Source organism: Pontibacter sp. SGAir0037, assembly GCF_005491705.1.
Lineage (GTDB): Bacteria > Bacteroidota > Bacteroidia > Cytophagales > Hymenobacteraceae > Pontibacter.
In genome coordinates this window covers 116,715-136,259 of the sequence record NZ_CP028092.1, presented here as the reverse complement: position 1 = coordinate 136,259, position 19,545 = coordinate 116,715, and the positions used below count along the sequence as shown (strand labels likewise).

General features: G+C 47.3%; 15 protein-coding genes. 8 read left to right on the top strand and 7 right to left on the bottom strand.

Annotated features, from left to right (window positions below; genetic code table 11):
- Positions 1 to 59: 59 nt before the first annotated feature.
- Positions 60 to 1,103 (bottom strand): FecR family protein, encoded by a 1,044-nt coding sequence (locus C1N53_RS00575; protein ID WP_168193925.1) that lies wholly within the window; start codon positions 1,101 to 1,103, stop codon positions 60 to 62.
- 233 nt (positions 1,104 to 1,336) lie between these two features.
- Positions 1,337 to 1,957 (bottom strand): RNA polymerase sigma factor, encoded by a 621-nt coding sequence (locus C1N53_RS00570; protein WP_137757485.1) that lies wholly within the window; start codon positions 1,955 to 1,957, stop codon positions 1,337 to 1,339.
- A gap of 253 nt (positions 1,958 to 2,210) precedes the next feature.
- On the opposite strand from C1N53_RS00570, the gene C1N53_RS00565 reads away from it, so the two are divergent.
- Together C1N53_RS00565 and C1N53_RS00560 are read left to right on the top strand one after the other, a co-directional pair.
- Positions 2,211 to 3,188, top strand: coding sequence for a GSCFA domain-containing protein (locus C1N53_RS00565; RefSeq protein ID WP_137757484.1), 978 nt, complete (start codon positions 2,211 to 2,213; stop codon positions 3,186 to 3,188).
- Between the two features lie 154 nt (positions 3,189 to 3,342).
- Positions 3,343 to 5,409 (top strand): thioredoxin domain-containing protein, encoded by a 2,067-nt coding sequence (locus C1N53_RS00560; protein WP_137757483.1) that lies wholly within the window; start codon positions 3,343 to 3,345, stop codon positions 5,407 to 5,409.
- A gap of 74 nt (positions 5,410 to 5,483) precedes the next feature.
- Here C1N53_RS00560 and C1N53_RS00555 read toward each other — a convergent pair whose 3' ends face one another.
- The gene (locus tag C1N53_RS00555) at positions 5,484 to 6,227 is read right to left on the bottom strand and encodes an SDR family oxidoreductase (protein WP_137757482.1); all 744 of its coding nucleotides are present in this window, start codon (positions 6,225 to 6,227) and stop codon (positions 5,484 to 5,486) included.
- Between the two features lie 247 nt (positions 6,228 to 6,474).
- Between C1N53_RS00555 and priA the strand changes: the two genes are divergently transcribed.
- The 3 genes from priA (at position 6,475) to C1N53_RS00540 (ending at position 10,832) form a co-directional block, all read left to right on the top strand.
- Positions 6,475 to 9,006 (top strand): primosomal protein N', encoded by a 2,532-nt coding sequence (gene priA, locus C1N53_RS00550; protein ID WP_137757481.1) that lies wholly within the window; start codon positions 6,475 to 6,477, stop codon positions 9,004 to 9,006.
- Between the two features lie 160 nt (positions 9,007 to 9,166).
- Complete coding sequence (locus tag C1N53_RS00545) at positions 9,167 to 10,057, top strand: ABC transporter ATP-binding protein (protein ID WP_137757480.1); 891 nt, start codon at positions 9,167 to 9,169, stop codon at positions 10,055 to 10,057.
- 4 nt (positions 10,058 to 10,061) lie between these two features.
- Positions 10,062 to 10,832, top strand: a complete 771-nt coding sequence (locus C1N53_RS00540) for an ABC transporter permease (protein ID WP_137757479.1) — start codon at positions 10,062 to 10,064, stop codon at positions 10,830 to 10,832.
- 78 nt (positions 10,833 to 10,910) lie between these two features.
- On the opposite strand, the gene C1N53_RS00535 is transcribed toward C1N53_RS00540, so the two are convergent.
- The 4 genes from C1N53_RS00535 to C1N53_RS00520 form a co-directional block, all read right to left on the bottom strand.
- Positions 10,911 to 11,576 carry a hypothetical protein gene (locus C1N53_RS00535; protein ID WP_137757478.1) on the bottom strand — a complete coding sequence of 222 codons (666 nt, stop codon included), beginning with the start codon at positions 11,574 to 11,576 and terminating at the stop codon, positions 10,911 to 10,913.
- A 215-nt stretch (positions 11,577 to 11,791) separates the two neighbouring features.
- Positions 11,792 to 13,039 (bottom strand): bifunctional 3,4-dihydroxy-2-butanone-4-phosphate synthase/GTP cyclohydrolase II, encoded by a 1,248-nt coding sequence (locus tag C1N53_RS00530; protein WP_137757477.1) that lies wholly within the window; start codon positions 13,037 to 13,039, stop codon positions 11,792 to 11,794.
- A 674-nt stretch (positions 13,040 to 13,713) separates the two neighbouring features.
- On the bottom strand, positions 13,714 to 15,621 hold the full coding sequence (gene dnaG, locus C1N53_RS00525) for a DNA primase (RefSeq protein ID WP_137757476.1): 1,908 nt from the start codon (positions 15,619 to 15,621) through the stop codon (positions 13,714 to 13,716).
- A 64-nt stretch (positions 15,622 to 15,685) separates the two neighbouring features.
- Positions 15,686 to 16,204, bottom strand: a complete 519-nt coding sequence (locus C1N53_RS00520) for an O-acetyl-ADP-ribose deacetylase (RefSeq protein WP_137757475.1) — start codon at positions 16,202 to 16,204, stop codon at positions 15,686 to 15,688.
- Between the two features lie 288 nt (positions 16,205 to 16,492).
- Here C1N53_RS00520 and C1N53_RS00515 point away from each other — a divergent pair, with 288 nt between their 5' ends.
- The 3 genes from C1N53_RS00515 to fahA all read left to right on the top strand — a co-directional run bounded on the left by C1N53_RS00515 (position 16,493) and on the right by fahA (position 19,401).
- Positions 16,493 to 17,596, top strand: coding sequence for an Mrp/NBP35 family ATP-binding protein (locus C1N53_RS00515; RefSeq protein WP_137757474.1), 1,104 nt, complete (start codon positions 16,493 to 16,495; stop codon positions 17,594 to 17,596).
- A gap of 5 nt (positions 17,597 to 17,601) precedes the next feature.
- Positions 17,602 to 17,868 (top strand): NifU family protein, encoded by a 267-nt coding sequence (locus C1N53_RS00510; RefSeq protein WP_137757473.1) that lies wholly within the window; start codon positions 17,602 to 17,604, stop codon positions 17,866 to 17,868.
- 261 nt (positions 17,869 to 18,129) lie between these two features.
- A complete protein-coding gene (gene fahA, locus C1N53_RS00505; RefSeq protein ID WP_206077596.1) occupies positions 18,130 to 19,401 on the top strand; it encodes a fumarylacetoacetase in 1,272 nt (423 codons plus the stop codon).
- Positions 19,402 to 19,545: the final 144 nt, after the last annotated feature.

The window sequence follows — 19,545 nt, the reverse complement described above, 5'->3', positions numbered from 1 at the left end:
TTTAAAGTCCATTGGTATGCAAGTATTGGAGATATCCGGTATATACACCATGTCATATGTTATTCGTGAACGATAACCTGCCGCCCTTCGACCTGTATCTCTACTCCAAGAGTGGTTGCAAGAGCGTTAAGTAAGGCCGCCTGATCGTTTGTCGGCAGCGTTCCGTTCAGAACCCGGTTAGCGGTTAACGGATTTCTGAAAATTACCTGAACGCCATAAATGTCATTTAAAATGTTAGCGACATCTGCTACTGTTGTATTATTCAGAACCAGCTTCCTTTTTTGCCAGGCGCTAAAATCACCTGCTTTCACCAGAGTTTTTTCAATACTGTTTTTATTGAGTTTAACCGATTCTCCCGGCTCCATATAAACAGGTTCCTCCTTCTTTAAAGCATTGATACTGAGCCTAACTTTGCCTGAGTTTAGCACCACCCTGGTTTCAGAAGGCCTTTCTTTTACATTAAATTCTGTACCAAGCACTTCTACATCCATGTTCTGGGTATGCACTGTAAATTTTACATCACCTTCTTTTGCGGTTGCCCTCCTCTTCTTCAGTACTGAGAAAAAACCCTCGCCTTCGAGCCAGACCTGCCGGTCAGTAGTGCCATCCCAGTTCTCGTTCCACTTCAGCTTTGAGTTGGCATTTAAAACCACTTCAGAGCTATCGGGCAGCAGGATCGTCTTAATTTCGCCATAGGCAGTAGCGTACTGCAACGTTTTCTGCTGGTTTGAGAGCAAGTAAAAGCCAACTCCCGCCAACAGAAGCAACACAACTGCCGCCGCTGCCGCCATATTCCAGCCGGATAACCAGTTGGATAAGTGATGTATTTTTGCCTCTTGTTTGGCAGGTGGTGTGACAGCCGGGTTCTTATTAGCTAATATGTTTTGCAGCATCAGCTGCGAATCCTCCTCAGATAAACTCCAGTCATCAAACGCAACATGCTGCAGTATTCTTTTAGCTTCTTCTACTGCTCCTCTTTGCTCTGGATGCCGGGAAAGCCACGATTCCCAATAAGCATTTGTGTCAGCATCCGGATGCTGCAGCCACTTTACGAAGAGCTCATTCGCCAATAACTCATCTGCATTTTTATAGTTGTCGTTCATGTTTGGTGGCATAAGTGAGCTCTTACACAACAAAGGAATTGGTTGGTAAAATCTCGGTGTTTTTTCTGAAATTTTTTTTGAAAAGAAATGAAAGCTTTATCTATCTGGGTGTTTAAGGTACTATGATTCAAGCAAGTATATAGTTGCTTAATCAGTTTTTTCTTACTATAATCAATAGGGAATGAGTAGCATACGGTGCTGTAACTTTGCAAGGCACCGTGTTACCTGTTAGATTAAAGTAATGAGGAGAACCGGAGTAGCATAAACAATAACCAGGCATACATAAAGTCTATTTTATTCATGCTGCTTCTCAGTTTCTTAAGGCCATCACTAATAAGATCGTATACAGAAGCTACTTTGAGCGACATCAGGGCAGCCACTTCTTCGTATGTCATTTCATTATAAAAATAAAGGTAAATAGCTTCTCTTTGGCGTTTGGTGAGTTGCTCCAATACCTTCGAGAGCTTTTGTTTCTGTTCAGACTCAGCCTGCGAAACAATAAGTTTTTGCTCAAAGGGCATTACCAGGTCAAAGCGATAGCCTTCTTCGAGGGCAGACATACTTACCTTCTTTTGCTGAGCCATAAGTTCCTCTACAATCTTCCTTTTCAGGGACTTGAAAAGGTAAAACTTGATAGAATCGGTGTTGCCCAATCTTTCCCTGCGATCCCATAACTCAATAAAAAGGCTCTGAATGCAATCTTTCACTAAATCTTGGTCAGACGTGATCTGGGTCCCATACTTATATAATACGTTCACATATTTTTGGTAGATAGCTATAAAAGTCTCCTCATCACCTCTTTTGAAGGCTAGCCATAATGAGAGTTCAGAGTTATCTGTTGTATTATCTTTCATTTCTACCTCTCAGTTTTAAGCTATTTAGTAACTTATGTGCAAAATTTGGTGATGTAGCGAAAACTATTATTCAACCTTTCGATGCTTCTGCTGAAGGGAGCAACTTACTTAAAGCGGAATAAAATAATGAGTAAGCACTTACGCAAAGTATAAAATTAATCATACATCATCAATAAGACGCCTGCTATTAATTCCCTTACTGTAGCATTAACTGATAATTTGTAACTTACAGCTTTTGTATACCCCCTCAAAAATGTTTCGAACAGAAGTACAGGTTGCCCCATCAAGTTTAAATTTATCGCTTCATTCCAATGTGGTAACTATAGGCTCATGTTTTGCTGATGTTATTGGCAGCAAACTAAGGCAAAATAAGGTGGAGGCGCTTGTTAACCCTTTCGGTACCATATTTAACCCTTTGTCGGCAAGTCTGCTTATTGCGGCTGCGTCAGGCAAATCTTACCCTTTCGAGGATCACCTGGTGCAGCATCAGGGTATCTGGTTTGCCTACGACCTCCACTCTTCCCTCTCCTCCCCAAGTAAAGCCGAGCTACTGCTTACTATTGCGCGAAGAGTGCAACTAACACAGGCGTCCCTGCAAAAAGCCGATTTACTTATTCTAACTCTAGGGACAGCGGTAGGTTACAAGTTAAATAGTACCGGGGATCTGGTAGCTAACTGCCATAAACTACCGGCGAAGCAATTTACCCGTCATTTACTTTCTGCAGAAGAAATAGTTACTTCCTTAGATAAAATAAACGCATTACTTCAGCCTATAAACCCTACCCTAAAGGTGCTGCTTACGGTAAGCCCGGTCAGGCACTTAAAAGAAACTATAGAAGTAAACACAGTTAGCAAGGCCATATTGCGAGTGGCATGCCATCAGTTAACGGCCAGGCACGAGAATATGCTGTACTTCCCAGCATATGAAATTATGCTCGATGATCTGCGTGATTACCGTTTTTACAAGCGTGATATGATCCACCCTAGCGAAGAAGCAGAAGACTATATCTGGCAAAAATTCACGGCTGCCTATTTCAATAAAGATTTTAACATGTTTATGCAGGAGTGGGGGAAAATGAAACGTGCTCTTTCACATAAAGCCTTTCATCCTGCCTCCGAAGCACATCAGACTTTTCTGAGAAACACTTTAAAGCAGTTAAAAGAGTTGCAACAGAAGTATCGTATTAACACAGCACAGGAAGAAGAACTGCTACTTAAGCAACTGCTTTAGCCACTCATCCATACAATCCCGTAAAAATACATGAGACACAGGACACAAATTCTTTTCAGGTGTAATGATTGCATAAGATTTTAAAGTCGTACTACTTGATACGTGCTACGTGTGTCATTTAAAAAGTCTTTTGTCCTGTATCTAAAAAAATACTATGGCCGAAAACAAGAACCCAAACCGCCTTATAAACGCATCCAGTCCTTACCTGCTGCAGCATGCCTATAATCCCGTAGATTGGTACCCGTGGGGAGAAGAGGCGCTACAGAAAGCAAAGGCAGAGGACAAGCCTATCGTGGTAAGTATTGGCTACGCCGCCTGCCATTGGTGCCATGTCATGGAACATCAGTCTTTCGAAAACGAAAAGGTGGCTGAGGTAATGAACGAGCATTTTGTGTGTATCAAAGTAGATCGGGAAGAAAGGCCGGATGTAGATGCCGTTTACATGGATGCCTTGCATGCCATGGGTGTGCAAGGAGGCTGGCCGCTGAACGTGTTTCTTAACCCGGATGCAAAGCCATTTTATGGCGGCACCTATTTTCCGCCGAAGCAATGGGTAAACCTGCTTTTAAACATTGCAGATGCCTATAAAAAGAGCAGGAAAGAACTGGATCAGTCGGCAGAGCAGTTTGCTCAGCACCTGAACCGGAGTGAGCTGGATAAGTACGGTTTGCAGAAAAGCAACTTCCATGTGCGGGAAGATGATTTCCGGCTAATGGGTTATAACCTGAGCGTTAAGTTCGACAGAGAAAAAGGAGGTATAGGCCAGGCACCCAAATTTCCCATGCCCACCGATTACCTGTTTTTACTGCGCTACTACAGCCATACCAGCGACCAAAGCATGCTGAACCAGGTAAACCTTACGCTACGGGAAATGGCTTACGGCGGCATTTACGACCAGATAGGTGGTGGCTTTGCCCGTTATTCCGTTGATGCCGACTGGCTGGTGCCCCACTTCGAGAAGATGTTGTACGACAACGGGCAACTGGTCAGTTTGTATGCCGAGGCGTACCAGTTAACGAAAGAGCCGCTCTACAAATCGGTTGTATACGAAACCATAGCCTTTGTAGAACGGGAGCTGATGAGCGAAGAAAACGGCTTTTATTCTTCGCTGGATGCTGACAGCGAAGGCGAAGAAGGAAAATTCTATACCTTTACCAAAGAGGAGCTGCAGAAAATCCTTGGAGACGAGGAACCGCTGTTCTCCAAGTACTACCACGCCACTGCCGCCGGTAACTTCGAGCATGGCCGCAACATCCTGCATCGCCGTGTTTCAGAAGAAAAATTTGCCAGAGAAAACCAGCTGGAGCCGGATGTCCTGCAGGAGATGACCCAAGACTGGAAAGCAGCCATCATGCGGGTACGGGCAGCGCGCGTGCGGCCAGGACTAGACGACAAGATACTGTGTTCCTGGAATGCCCTGATGCTGAAAGGGCTTGCCGATGCCTACTATACGTTCGGAGAAAAACATTTTCTGGAGCTGGCTCTCCGGAATGCCGGTTTTATACGGCAGCGCCTCAAGCAGGAGGAAAGGCTTTATCATAACTATAAAGCCGGGAAAGCTACGATAGATGGTTTCCTCGAAGACTATGCACTGCTTATTAGAGCCTTTACCCGGCTGTACGAAGTAACTTTTGATGCACAATGGCTGCAGGAAGCAAAGGCTCTAACAGATTATACTTTAACCCACTTCTTCGACGAGCAGGAAGGGATGTTCTTTTTCACTGATAACAGCTCGCAACAGCTGATTGCCCGCAAAAAGGAGATTACCGACAATGTCATTCCGAGTTCCAATTCCGTTATGGCCACCAACCTGCACTTCCTGGGGCTGTATTTTGATGAGGCCCGCTACCAGCAGCTATCAGACGATATGCTCAGTAAGGTGAAAGACTTGGTCATCAAAGAGCCGTCCTTTTTAAGTAACTGGGCTTCTTTGTACTTCCACAAATTAACATCAACCGCCGAAGTAGCCATTGTTGGCGAAAAAGCGGCCAAGATACGTTCTGACTTCAGCTCCTACTATTTGCCCAACATGCTCCTAGCAGGTACAGCCGGTACAAGCTCGCTGCCGCTGCTACAGGACAGAACAGCTATAGCTGGGAAAACAACCATTTACGTTTGCTTTAACCGAGCCTGCCAGCTGCCCGTGCACACGACTGCCGAAGCTTTGAGTCAGCTGCGCGGACAGCGCCACCAGCAGGAACCGAAGTTTCCGGCTTTGTAGTAAACCATGTTCCCTTACTTTATTGAGAGCCCTCAATAAAGTAAGGGAACATGGCACTTGCCTTTCTTTCTGCCTCAGGCATCCAGCGTGCTCATGTACTTCACCATTTTATCAATTTCCTCCCTCGAAGCCAGCCTGGCATTTTCAGACCGGCCATACCCTACTTCTTCTTCACCTGCTTCTATGCGCTGCATAATGCTATCGGCGAACTCATCTACAGGGGCGCCAAAAGTATGAATACCTGCACCACCCAGATCCGTGTTAACAGCCGGAGGAGCAATCTCAACCACTTTTATACTCGTGTTTGCCAGCTCCAGGCGTAAAGTCATGCTAAAGGCGTGCATGGCAGCCTTGGTCGCACTATACACCAGGGCAAAGGTAGCCGGCGTAAAAGCGAGGCCGGAAGTAACGTTAAAGATGGCTGCTGTTTCCTGTTGCTGCAGATGCGGAATAAAAAGAGTAGACAAATGAATAGGCGCTTCTACGTTAATGGCGATTTCCTGCCTGCGCTTTGCCCAGGGCTCCTGATCTTCTGTAAAGCGCCCTCTGCGCTGTATACCGGCATTATTCACCAGCACGTTTAGCTGCGGAAACGCACTGGTTGCCCACTCGAACAGTGCAACCCGGTCTGCCTCATCCGCCACATCACATACACGGGTATGCAGCTCCGGATACTTCTGCTGGGCCTCCTGCAGCTTCTCTGCTCTTCTGCCACAAACTATTACCTTGCTTCCTGCCTTTAAAAAGCGCTCCGCTATGGCAAGGCCGATGCCTGATGCACCACCCGTAATCAATACTGTATTTCCTGATAGGTTCATGTTTTCCTTTCTTAAATTCTTCGTTTATTCTACTGCTTAGCCATTTTACTTCCCAGGCTCTGGATTGAGTTCGAAGTTTAAACAATATTTTTATGTAAGTAAATGATAAGCTCCATTTAACATTACCTGCAAAAGCAATGGCATGTTTACAAACCTGTTAAATTTACAAAGGCAAAATGCGTTTGCAGAAATGCTACATTTTAAACCCATTTTTCCGACCTTTGTAGAAGTATAATCCGGAGCACCCTTGTCTGAACTTTTAAATTTTAATTACCCGCCTGAGCCGGCGGTAGATCGTGTTACATTGTTTGCCGATGTCATTCTACCTCTGCCGCTGCCCAAGCTCTATACCTACCGCATCCCGTTCGAAATGAACGACGACGTGTCGGTGGGCGTGCGGGTAATTGTGCAGTTCGGGGCAAAAAAGGTACTTAGTTGTATTGTAGCCGAAATCCATGAAAATGCGCCAGCCGAGTATCAGGCCAAGTATATCCTGGATGTGCTCGACGATAAACCTATTGTCACAGCGCCTCAACTGAAGCTGTTCCGGTGGATTGCCGACTACTACATGTGTACCATAGGCGAGGTAATAAATGCGGCCCTGCCCTCTGCACTGAAACTAAGCAGCGAGTCACGCATACAGCTTCACCCGCACTTTAATCCCGAAGAAGACGAAATACCTTTAGCCCCACAGGAAGAACGCATCCTGTTTGCACTGCAGCAGAACAAGGCTCTTACGTTTACCGAAGTGGGGCATCTACTGCAGCTCAAAAGCTACCATAAGTTTATCAAGTCGCTGATCCAGAAAGAAGCCATCATTATTTTTGAGCAGGTAAGCGACAAGTTTTCTCCTAAAGTAGTCAAGAAGGTGCGCCTGTCAGAGCACTTTGTGCAGGAAGAGGGCATGCTGGAAGAGCTTTTCAGCCAGCTGACGGCAAAGCCAAAACAGCTGGACGTGCTGCTGAACTACCTGCAGAAAGTGCCTGTGCACCAGGATATTCACCTGAACTACCTCGGGCTGGATAAAAGCATTCTGACAAAGAATCCCCACATTTCTGCTTCTGCCGTAGACTCTCTCATCAAAAAGGGGGTGCTGGAGCAGTTCGACCAGATCATTTCGCGTTTCCCTGTCGATCATTCTCCTAAACTGATGCCCAAAGCCTTGTCGGAGCACCAGGAACAGGCGAAAGATGAAATATTAGGCCTGTTCAAAGAGAAAGACACGGTACTGCTGCATGGCGTAACAGGCAGCGGCAAAACAGAAGTATATATCGACCTGATCAAACATGCTTTAGAGGGCGGCGGCCAGGTACTGTACCTGCTGCCCGAGATTGCCCTTACAGCCCAGATTGTGACACGCCTGATAAAAGTTTTCGGGGATAAACTCGGCATTTATCACTCCAAGTTTTCCGATAACGAACGTGCCGAAGTATGGCAGGGCGTGGTGTCGGGGCGTTTCCAGGTGGTGGTGGGCGTGCGGTCTGCCGTTTTCCTGCCCTTTCATAGCTTGTCCCTGATTGTGGTAGACGAGGAGCATGAAGCGAGCTATAAGCAATACGATCCGGCACCACGGTATAATGCCCGCGAAACAGCCCTGATGATGGCGCAGTTTCAGGGGGCAAAGACGCTGCTCGGCTCTGCAACCCCTTCCATCGAAAGCTACTATAACTGCAAAACAGGCCGCTGGGGCCTGGTAACGATGAGCAAACGCTTTGGCGAGGCCCAGCTACCGGAGATTGAGTTGATTAATGTGCGGGACGAGCAGCACCGGAAGAACATGCACAGCCATTTCTCCGGAAAGCTGTTGAACGCTATCGAGGAACGGCTTCAGCGGCAGGAACAGGTTATTCTCTTTCAGAACCGACGCGGTTATGCTCCTTTCATCAGCTGCGATGAGTGCTCCTGGATTCCGAAATGCCGCCACTGCGCTGTCAGCTTATCCTACCACAAGTATAACAACGAACTCCGCTGCCATTACTGCGGTTACCACGAACGCATGCCCCACGACTGCCCTGCCTGCGGTGCCACCACACTGAAAAGCATGGGATTCGGCACCGAAAAGGTAGAGGATGAACTAAAGCTGATGCTGCCAAACGCTGAGATACAGCGCATGGACCTCGACACCACCAAAAAGAAAAACAGCTACCAGCAGATTATTGCCGATTTTGAAAGCGGGAAAACCAACGTGTTGATCGGCACCCAAATGGTAACCAAGGGCCTCGACTTTGAAAACGTTAGCCTGGTTGGTATTCTGAATGCCGATACGATCATTAATTTTCCGGATTTCAGGGCACATGAGCGGGCATACCAGCTATTTGTGCAGGTAAGTGGCCGGGCGGGGCGTAAAGGCAAATCGGGCACAGTACTGATACAGACCCGTGATCCGCTGCAGCCGATCTTCCGAAAAGTACACAGCAACGATTACCTGTCGTTGTACGAGCATGAGATAGAAGAGCGTATGCGCTTCGGCTACCCGCCGTTTATGCGCATGATCAAGGTTGTGGTGAAGCACGAAGACGAAAAAACCTCCGAGAACAGTGCCATTGTATTAGCCAAAGACTTAACCGATCGTTTAGGAAGGCAGCATGTTCTGGGGCCGGAGGTGCCGTATATCTTCAAGATCCGGAACCAGTTTCTGAACGAAATCCATATCAAGCTTCCACGTGAAAACACCAACCTGCGAGGAGCTAAAAAACAGATTGCAGAAGCCATTCGCGATTTGCAACTGCTCCCCGACTTTAAAGGAGTGCGCGTAGTAGCCGATGTCGATCCTGTGTAACTACTTTTTTGCCCCTTGGGGGCAGCCTCGATAAAAAGCTATCAAAAGTCCCCCTTTGAAGGGGGAAAAAGTAATTATCTGCCTAACATCAATTTATAATTCATAATAAAAAAAGCTATATTGCATTTAAAGTATACTTGTACCTAACCCAACGATTGCTTTGGCTACAGTTTTAGAGATAAACGATATTTCCAAAAATTATGGCAGCATAAAAGCCCTGGATCGCCTTTCACTCACTATTGAAGAAGGAAGCATCTATGGCCTGCTAGGACCAAACGGCAGTGGCAAAACCACTACACTGGGTATTGTGCTGGATGTTATCAAAGCCAGCAGCGGCAGCTTCTCCTGGTTCGGGAAAGGCATTTCAAAAGAAACCAAGCAACGGGTAGGCGCGCTACTGGAAACACCAAACTTTTACCCATACCTGACCGCCAGGCGAAATTTGCAGGTGTTTGCCGAAATAAAAGGTGCCAACCAAAGCAACACAGACAAAATGCTGGACCTGGTAGGGCTTGGCACCCGCAGCCATACGACGTTTAAAGGCTTCTCGCTTGGCATGAAGCAGCGGCTTGCCCTGGCGGCCGCTATGCTCAACGATCCGGAGGTGCTGGTACTCGACGAGCCAACCAATGGCCTGGACCCCCAGGGAATAGCAGAGGTACGCGACCTGATCTTACGAATAGCCGCACAGGGAAAAACCATTATACTGGCAAGCCATCTGCTGGATGAAGTGGAAAAAGTATGCACCCACATGGCCGTGCTGCGATCCGGCAGGTTGGTTTCAGGTGGTGCAGTGGGCGATACCTTGTCTGCCAGCGAACAGCTTTTGATACAGGCCGCAGAACTGGCACCAGTTCTCCTGCTGCTGGAACGCCTGCCCTATGTAGCCAAGTTTAACCAGGAGAAAGACAGCATCTTACTTACATTAAAAGAAGGCTACACCAGCACCGACCTGAATAGAGACATGTTTGAGCAAGGCATTGTGTTGTCGCAGCTGGTAGTGCGGCGCAAAAGCCTGGAAGCTCAGTTCCTGGAAATGATAAAAGATTAAGCGTATGAACTTACTGCGATTAGAGTTCCTCAAGGTACTTCCTTACCGTACTTTCTGGATTATACTGGGTGCCTTTGCCGTACTTATTTTCCTGTTTATGTACTCCAGCCAGGGCATTACGATCAACACCAGCAAACTGGGCGACAGGCTGTACCAGTTTCCGGAGCTATGGAACAACCTTACCTATGTTGCCAGCTACTTTAATGTAATTCCAGGTATATTAATGATCATCCTGATTTCGGATGAGTATAGTTTCAGAACAATGCGACAGCAGGTAATTGATGGTTTAAGCCGGCTGGAGCTCGTACTGGCGAAGTTTTACATGGCCTTGGTGATTGCGGCTGCCTGCACCCTCTTCTTATTGATGCTGGGCTTGTTCTTTGGGCTGATGTATAGCAGAGATACTTCAGCCAGTGGAATATTCGGGCAGATCCAGTACCTGCTGTATTACTTTTTCCAGGTAACAGGGTTTATGTCCCTGGCAATGCTCTTCAGCTTCATCATAAAGCGAAGCGGATTATCCATTATCGTTTTCATAGCCACTACACTGGTAGTAGAGCCGATCATTCGCTCTCAGGTACCGGATCATGTTGATAAGTATTTTCCCATGAAGTCACTCTCCAGCCTCACACCGCTCCCGATTCAGCAAATGGTAGATCAGGCTACTTCTCCCAGCGATATTTTATCACCGGCAGTAGCTTTAGTACCTGCTATCATATATACCATTCTGTTTCTGCTGCTGTCTTATATGGTGCTAAAGCTGCGCGATCTTTAAAAGTGTACCTGTATTTCGCGGCTTCTTTTTCCCACAAAATACAGGTACCGCCTGCAGCTTTATCGCCTTTAGAAGGCTTTATATGAGTGAATTAAAATAGCCGATGATGATGGAAAGCTCGTGAGGCATGTTTATATCAAGATGTTTTTCTTTGATAAAGGTTTTCACCTCGTTTTTCTTACCCCCCATCAGCTTAAACAAATCGCGTTGCAATTTCCGTAGTTCAATAATCTCCCCGTCAGGCTTCTGCACATAGTAAGACATTTTCACTTCTTCTACCCAGTCATCATACCTCCTCACAAAACTTGAGCCGGATAATACTTTGTTGTAATCTTTCAACCGAATATAGGTGCTTCTGGCAATAAGAGAATAGTTGCCGTTGTGCAAAACCTCGAAGAAGACAGGCTTCTTAAAATCTGACCTTACCCTGCCCTGGTTCCAGTCGATTGTCTGAAAAACATTATACCTGCCCGAACGCGAATCTGCTGCCACAAAGGAATCTACACTTACAGGAGAATAAGAGCTAACCGATCCGTCTTCCTTAATCACCCTGATTACCTCTTCTGTACGATGGTAAGCAATGGCTCCGTCAATGCTTTCACCTGTAGATAGCGTTACTTTTCCGTTTGCCCACTCCTGAACAAACATGTCGTTGAAGTGCTGCCCAAAATTAATACCAGGGTACAAGCCTGCGAATAGAAAAAGGCATAATCCTTTTATGGCGGATTTGTTTATTACTTTCATAGTTTTACTCTTCTTTAGACACGGTTTACTTTTACTAAATTCTTCTGCACAAATGAAGGCCTTCCTTCCGGCTCCCTCCTCTGCCATTTACACGCTTTAAAACTGTTTCATTTTTATATAGTGATATCCATAAAAAAAGCCTGTGCCGGATACTTGTTACAAGCATCCGGCACAGGCAGACTACGGTAGTCCTTATAAGACTTCCCTAAGAATCTTTATTTTTTAAAGGCTATATTCTTCAAAATAGTATGCCCCAATTTATCCCGTTTTGTTGTCAGGTATTTTTGATTATGCTCGTTCGGAGTTATTTCAATCGGCACATTATCCACGACTTCTAATCCATAACCCATTAAGCCAGAACGCTTTTTAGGGTTATTCGAGATTAGTTTCATCTTAGTTACGTTTAGCTCCCTTAAAATTTGAGCACCTACGCCATAGTCACGTTCATCCATTCCGAAGCCCAGCTCCAGATTGGCCTCTACTGTGTCCAGGCCCTGCTCCTGCAGCTTATAAGCCTTCAGTTTATTTATCAGGCCGATGCCTCTGCCCTCCTGGTTCATGTATACAATTACGCCTTGCCCGGCCCGCTCCACCATGCGCATGGCTTCGTGTAGCTGTGGCCCGCAGTCGCAGCGGCAGGAGCCAAAAATATCGCCCGTTACGCAGGAAGAGTGCACCCGTACCAGCACCGGTTCATTCGGTTCCCATGTTCCTTTTACCAATGCCAGGTGTTTTGCTCCGTTGCTACGCTGTGTAAAAGCGTATAGATCAAAATTGCCAAAGTCGGTTGGCAGTTGCACCACAATCTCCAGGTCTATCAGGCTTTCTTTCCGGAGGCGGTACTCGATCAGGTCCTTGATAGAAACGAGCTTCAGGTCGAACTTCTCCGCCACCTTTACCAGGTCAGGCAAACGGGCCATCGTTCCGTCTTCGTTCATGATCTCGATGAGCACACCAGCCGGAGCCAGACCAGCCAGGCGAGCCAGATCGACGGCCGCTTCGGTATGGCCTGCACGGCGGATAACGCCTTCTTTCTTTGCCTTAAGCGGGAAAATATGGCCTGGTTTGCCCAGTGAATCAGGATCTGTAGCAGGATCGACAAGTGCTAAAATGGTCTTAGCTCTATCGGAAGCAGAAATACCGGTGGTGCAGCCATGCCCGATCAGGTCTACCGAAACGGTGAAAGGAGTGGCGTGCAGAGCAGTGTTCTTTCCAACCATCAGCTCCAGCCCCAGTTCATCGCAACGCTCTTCGGTAAGCGGGCAGCAAATCAGCCCACGCCCGTGTGTCGCCATAAAGTTGATGATTTCAGGAGTTACTTTCTCTGCTGCGCAGATAAAATCTCCTTCGTTTTCGCGATCATCGTCGTCTACCACAATCACGATTTTGCCTTGACGAATATCTTCTATCGCAGCTTCTATAGTATCGAAAGGCCTTAAGTCTTCTTTCGGATTATTTTCCATATCTATTATTTTTAACAGCCTTATACAGGACAGCTATCTATCCTGCATAATGGCACAAAAGTAATAAGTTTCTCCCGTATTGAAACTTTATTTCAATAACACCTACAGCAGCGGAAAAGTTGAAAGCAGGGAAGAATTGAATTTAGTTGGAAGCGTATCTTTAAATACAAGGTGAAGGCCCCTTTGAAGGGGGACTTTCTGTGTCACCGGGTATTTAGTTATCTTCTGAACACCTATAGGTGGGAAAAGTTGAGAGGGAAATATAATCAAGGCTTACCTTTTTCAAAGAAGAACTTCGTCCCCCTTTGAAGGGGGTTGGGGGATGATTACAGGAGCAGAAAAACTTATGAGTGCCGGAGCGTAGGAGAATTCAGATACCGTTCCTAGCCCGTAGCAGCTGGTACACCGCTTCACAGGCAGTCATCCCCCAACCCCCTTCGAAGGGGGACTTGTGCATGGCTATGGATTATTACTTTAAATCTTAAGTTTGATGCTGTAAAAGCCACCCTTGAGAGTTGAGGCCCTCCATAAAGAAGGAGCCAAAGTCTGTAGCAACTCAACTACCACTTTACAGGCAGGTCATCCCCCTACCCCCTTCTAAGGGGGACTTTTTAATACCACAAGGCAAACCCGGCAGGTTAAGAAAACCTACCGGGTTTTGGGAAGCTCCAAAGCTAATTAATCACAATCCCCAGCATCTCGCACAGCTGGTTTTCAAAATTCTTCAGGGAGCGGATAAGCGTCAGTTGCCTGTCCTGCTCCGTGGGGTCGGTTACCAGGCGAAGCTTCTCCATTTCATTTTTCAGCAAGAGCTGCACATTGCGCCACTTCAGACGCAATACGGCACGTTCGGCCCCGTAAGAAAGCAGGTCGGTTTCGTGTGGAACAAAGATCTGGTGTGTTTCCCAGTTATGGCTGAGTTCGTGCTTCTCTGACAACAGGTTGGTTGCTTCGGTTCTGACCTCCTGCTCAGGGTAATTGATGAAAAAATCGGCACCGGGTACTACACCCTGGTTAAGCCTTTCCTTTACCACATCCACAATCCTGATGTAGAGCGGTGTTCGGAACTCCACATCCTCCAACTGCTCCAGGATATACTGGCTTGCCGTCAGGCCATCGTCCAGCAAACGATCCGGATAGTTGAGCAGCATCCGTACAATTTCCCGCTCATAGCGTTTGAGCATGTCGGCATCGGATACCGGCTTCTCCTGCTCCTCTTCTACTGGCGATGGCGGAATAAAATCATCGGGAGATCCTGTTTTCGGGGGCTGCTGCCTGTCCTGCAGCTGCATTTTGTTGTACTCCGAAATCAGTACCTGCTCGTCAATCTCAAATATCAGGCTGCAGCTCTGGAAGAATACCGTACGCTTAATGGCATCCGGAATTCTGGCAATAGAGGAAACAATTTCCCGTATAGCTTCCGCTTTCTTCACCGGGTTATGCTTCGATTCCGCGGCAAAGAGGCTGGCTTTAAACGTAAGAAAGTCTTTGGCTTGCTGCTGCAGGTAGGTTTTAAAGGCGGCATCGCCTACTTTCTGAATGTACGAGTCAGGGTCTTCCCCTTCGGGAAAGGTAACCACCTCCACATTCAGCCCATTCTCCAGGATCAGGTCAATCCCGCGCAAGGAAGCTTTGATACCCGCTGCATCGCCATCGTAGAGAACCGTTATATTTTGGGTATAACGGCTGATCAGCTTTATCTGCCCTTCGGTAAGCGATGTTCCCGAAGAAGCCACCACATTTTCGACACCGCCCTGGTGCAGCGAAAGCACATCCAGGTAACCCTCTACCAGGTAACACCTGTCCTCCATCCGGATAGCCTGCTTTGCCTGGTACAGGCCATACAGCACATTGCTCTTGTGGTAAATCTCCGATTCCGGCGAATTCAGGTATTTGGCACTCTTCTTATCGTTGGACTTCAGAATACGGGCTCCGAAACCGACCACACGACCCGAAATGTTGTGTATCGGAAACATGACACGGCCCCTGAACCTGTCGTAGCGCTTGTCTTCTTTCGCCACTGTGAGGCCGGTTGCCTCCAGGTATTGCTGCTGATAGCCTGCTTTTAAGGCTGAATCCGTCAGGTCAGACCAGGCTTCCAAACTATAGCCCAGTTCAAATTTCTTTATTGTTTGCTGGCTCAGGCCGCGCTGCTTCAGGTAGGATTGCCCTATACTGCCCTGATCGTGCTGCTGCAGGTTCTGCTGAAAATGCTTGTTCGCAAAGTCTGAAACAATGTAGAGGCTGTCGCGTGTGCTTTGCTCCGCTGTAAACTCTGGTGCTTCCTCCTCGGGCACCTCAATGCCATACTTCTTCGCCAGGTACTTCAGCGCCTCCGGGAAGCTGGAGCCTTCCACATCCATGATAAACTGCACCGAGTTACCCGCCTTACCGCACCCAAAGCACTTGTAGATGCCTTTGGCAGGAGAAACCGAGAAAGAAGGAGATTTTTCGTGGTGAAACGGACAGCAGGCCCACATGTTCTGCCCTTTCTTCTTCAGCGACACAAAGTCGCCGACCACCTCCACAATATCAGCCTGCGCTAGAATCTGATCGACGGTTTCTTTTGGAATCAGGGACATAAGGGTAATTTTTTACTTGTGGGATTGCAAAGATAACAGATGTGGTACAGGAACCTCAACTGTTTTACGTTAAAAGCTCCCCGTACAACTTAAAATTTTGTTCGTCGAAGCATACGAATATGATGCTTTGCAGGCTGGTAGCATGCTCTTCCAGGTACTCCCGCACACTTTCTACTGCCACTGCAGCGGCTTTGTCTTTTGGATAACCGTAAACACCCGTGCTGATATTCGGAAAAGCAATCGACTGCAAATGCTTTTCGGAGGCTATTCTCAGGCTGTTCCGGTAGCAGTTGGCCAGCTGCGCGGGTTCGTCCTGCGTACCATCCTGCCAGACCGGCCCTACTGTATGAATAACGTATGCTGCAGGCAACTTCCCTGCTGTTGTTATCACGGCCTCTCCTGTAGGGCAACCTCCCTGCCTGGCCCTTATTTGCCGGCACTCCTCCAGTATAGCTGGTCCGCCTGCCCTGTGAATGGCACCGTCTACCCCACCGCCTCCCAACAGGCTGCTGTTTGCTGCATTTACAATGGCATCTACCTGCTGCTTTGTAATATCTCCCTGTACTACTTTTATCTGCGTCATATTACTCCTTCTTACGTATAATCAGCTCCTTCCTTCCATTCAGCAGCTATTTTTTGTAACTGATTCATTTGTTCCCGTTTGAAGCTAATCCTGTAGGGAAAAACAAAAGTGCCCTCATTCATCCGCTTGCGTGTTCCAGGTTTTCTCTACTCTAAAAGTTCTTACAATCATTTGTAATATACTCTCATCGGTATTATCAATCACTTCATCACAATTATCAATATACCGGCTCTGCCGCATTAAAAATTTAATCCGTATCTTTGTAGTGCAAATTTATTGCAGGTAACTATGGCGATTACGAAAGAAGATATATTAAAAGCCCTCAGCTATGTAGAGGAGCCGGATCTTGGCAAAGACCTGGTCACCCTGAACATGGTAGAGGATGTGCAGGTAGAAGGGAAGCAGGTTAGCTTTACTGTTATCCTGACGACACCGGCCTGTCCGCTTAAGGACATGATACGCAATGCCTGCGTGAACGCCATCCATATGATGGTAGATAAAGAGGCCGAAGTAACTGTGAACATGACATCGCGCGTTACCTCAGCCCGCACCGATAATGCAGCGGTTGTAGGTGGCGTAAAAAATATTATTGCGGTTGCTTCAGGCAAAGGTGGTGTAGGTAAATCTACTGTCACTACCAACCTGGCTATTGCCCTGGCAGAATCCGGCGCACGTGTAGGCCTGATCGATGCCGATATTTACGGTCCTTCTATTCCGACTATGTTTGGTGCCGAACAAGACCGGCCAGGTATGGTACAGGGCGACCACGGCAAGAATTATATTGTGCCGATAGAGAAATTCGGCATCAAAATGATGTCGATCGGTTTCCTGACACCGGCCGACGGTGCTGTTATCTGGAGAGGCCCGATGGCAAGCTCTGCCCTGAAGCAATTTATTTCTGATGTAGACTGGGGAGACCTGGATTACCTGCTGCTGGACCTGCCGCCTGGCACTTCTGACATTCACCTGACCATGGTGCAGGCGCTGCCTGTAACGGGAGCTGTTATTGTCACTACTCCTCAGAAAGTAGCTTTGGCAGACGCCATGAAAGGACTGCAGATGTTCCGACAGCCTCAAATTAACGTACCCATTTTAGGTATTGTGGAGAACATGGCTTATTTTACACCTGCCGAGCTTCCTGAAAATAAATACTTCATTTTCGGTGAAGGCGGTGGCCAGCAGCTGGCAGATAAGTATGAGGTACCTCTTTTAGGACAAATTCCGCTGGTACAGAGCATCCGTGAAAGCGGTGATGCAGGAACTCCTGTTATTTTACAGAACGATTCTCCTGCTTCCGGTGTTTTCAAAGAGTTAGCCCAGGCCGTTGCCCAGCAGATTTCTGTTCGTAACGCGACATTGGCCAAAACACAAATTGTAGAAATTAAAAGTTAATGCACATGGCAGCCATAAACGTAGACAACGATTTCTTACTCCGCATAGAGGGCGCTCTGGATCAGATCAGGCCTTACCTGGAAGCTGATGGCGGCAACGTAAAGGTGCTGGGAATAACAGAAGACATGGTTCTTCAACTCGAGCTCTTAGGTGCATGCGGCTCCTGCCCTATGTCTACCATGACCTTGAAAGCAGGCGTGGAGCAATCGGTATTAAAAGCCATTCCGGAAATAAAATCTGTGGAAGCGGTAAATGTTACGCCGTTAGCATAGAAAACATCTGAACCACCATAAAAAAGCGGGAGAGGCAATATAGTTTGCCTCTCCCGCTTTTTTACGTCCGCTTTATAGATAACTGGTTTAAGATAAATTTTTTGCATACGGCTACAGCACGAAGTAATGCAGAAGTCCCCCTTTGAAGCCACCACCTACTTTCTTGCAGGCTCCTGCCACCAAGCGTGACTTTTGGGGCCTCCGCTCTTTCCGTTCCTCCCCTAATTTCTTATATTTGTTTAGAACCTCCTGTATAAGCCTATGCTCAGAGCGAACGACCCTACCCTGCATTCCTGGATCGAAATTTCCCCTACCAGCGATTTCCCGATACAAAATCTCCCGTTTGGTATTTTTCAAACACATACCAAAACGCCAAGGGTTGGAGTAGCTATAGGCGATTATGTACTGGACCTGTGTGTACTGGGGCAGTATAATATGTTCGAGCTGATTGATATTGATCCCACTGTTTTTAACCGTCCATTCCTGAACGACTTTATTGCCCAGGGAAAACCGATCTGGCGCGCCGTCAGGAACAGGGTTTCTGATTTACTGCGCAACAACAACGACGAAATATGCGGTAATCCGGAGCTGATGGAGAAGTGCCTGTTAAAAATGAGCGAGGTGCAGATGCTAATGCCAGTAAAAGTTGGCAACTATACCGACTTTTACTCCAGTATAGAGCATGCCACCAATGTAGGCACGATGTTTCGCGACCCTAAGAATGCACTGCTACCAAACTGGAAGCATATTCCGATAGGTTACCATGGCCGCGCTTCCTCTATTGTAGTTTCCGGCACACCCGTTCGCCGACCTAATGGGCAAACAAAAGCGCCAGATGAACCTGCTCCAGCCTTCGGCCCAACCCGCTTATTAGATTTTGAACTGGAAGTGGCCTTTATTACCGGACGTGAAACAAATCATGGCGAAAGTATACTTCCTGAAGAAGCCGAAGATTACATATTTGGCCTGGTGCTTTTCAACGATTGGTCTGCCCGTGATATACAAACCTGGGAGTATGTGCCTTTGGGGCCCTTTCTAGCGAAAAGCTTTGCTTCCTCTGTTTCGCCCTGGGTGGTTACGCTGGATGCCTTAAAGCCATTTAGAGTAAAAGGACCGGAACAAGATCCGAAGCCTCTGCCATACCTGCAGCTTGCCGGGGAGCATAATTATGATATTCACCTGGAGGTGTTCATTCAACCTGAAGATGGAGCAGAAAACCTCGTCTCGCGGTCGAACTATAAGTATATGTACTGGAATATGCACCAGCAACTGGCCCACCAGAGCAGCAATGGCTGCAACATACAAATTGGCGATATGTACGCTTCAGGCACTATAAGCGGGTCAGAGAAGGGCTCTTATGGCTCTATGCTTGAGCTAACCTGGCGCGGCACACAGGCTCTTGTCTTATCAGATGGCACAGAGCGGAAGTTTCTGCACGATGCCGATACGGTTATCATGCGCGGCTACGGTGAGCGCAACGGCATCCGAATCGGTTTCGGTGAAGTAAGCGGCAAAGTGCTGCCGGCTTTGTAGTTTTTAGTGCCCTTCTTTGAGGGGGGCCAAAAGTCCCCCTTTGAAGGGGGCAGGGGGATGACTTGCCTCTAAAGTGGTAGTTCAGTTGCTACAGGGTAAGAACAGGAGCAGCCTTTTATGCACTTACTCCGGCAATTCTAAAAA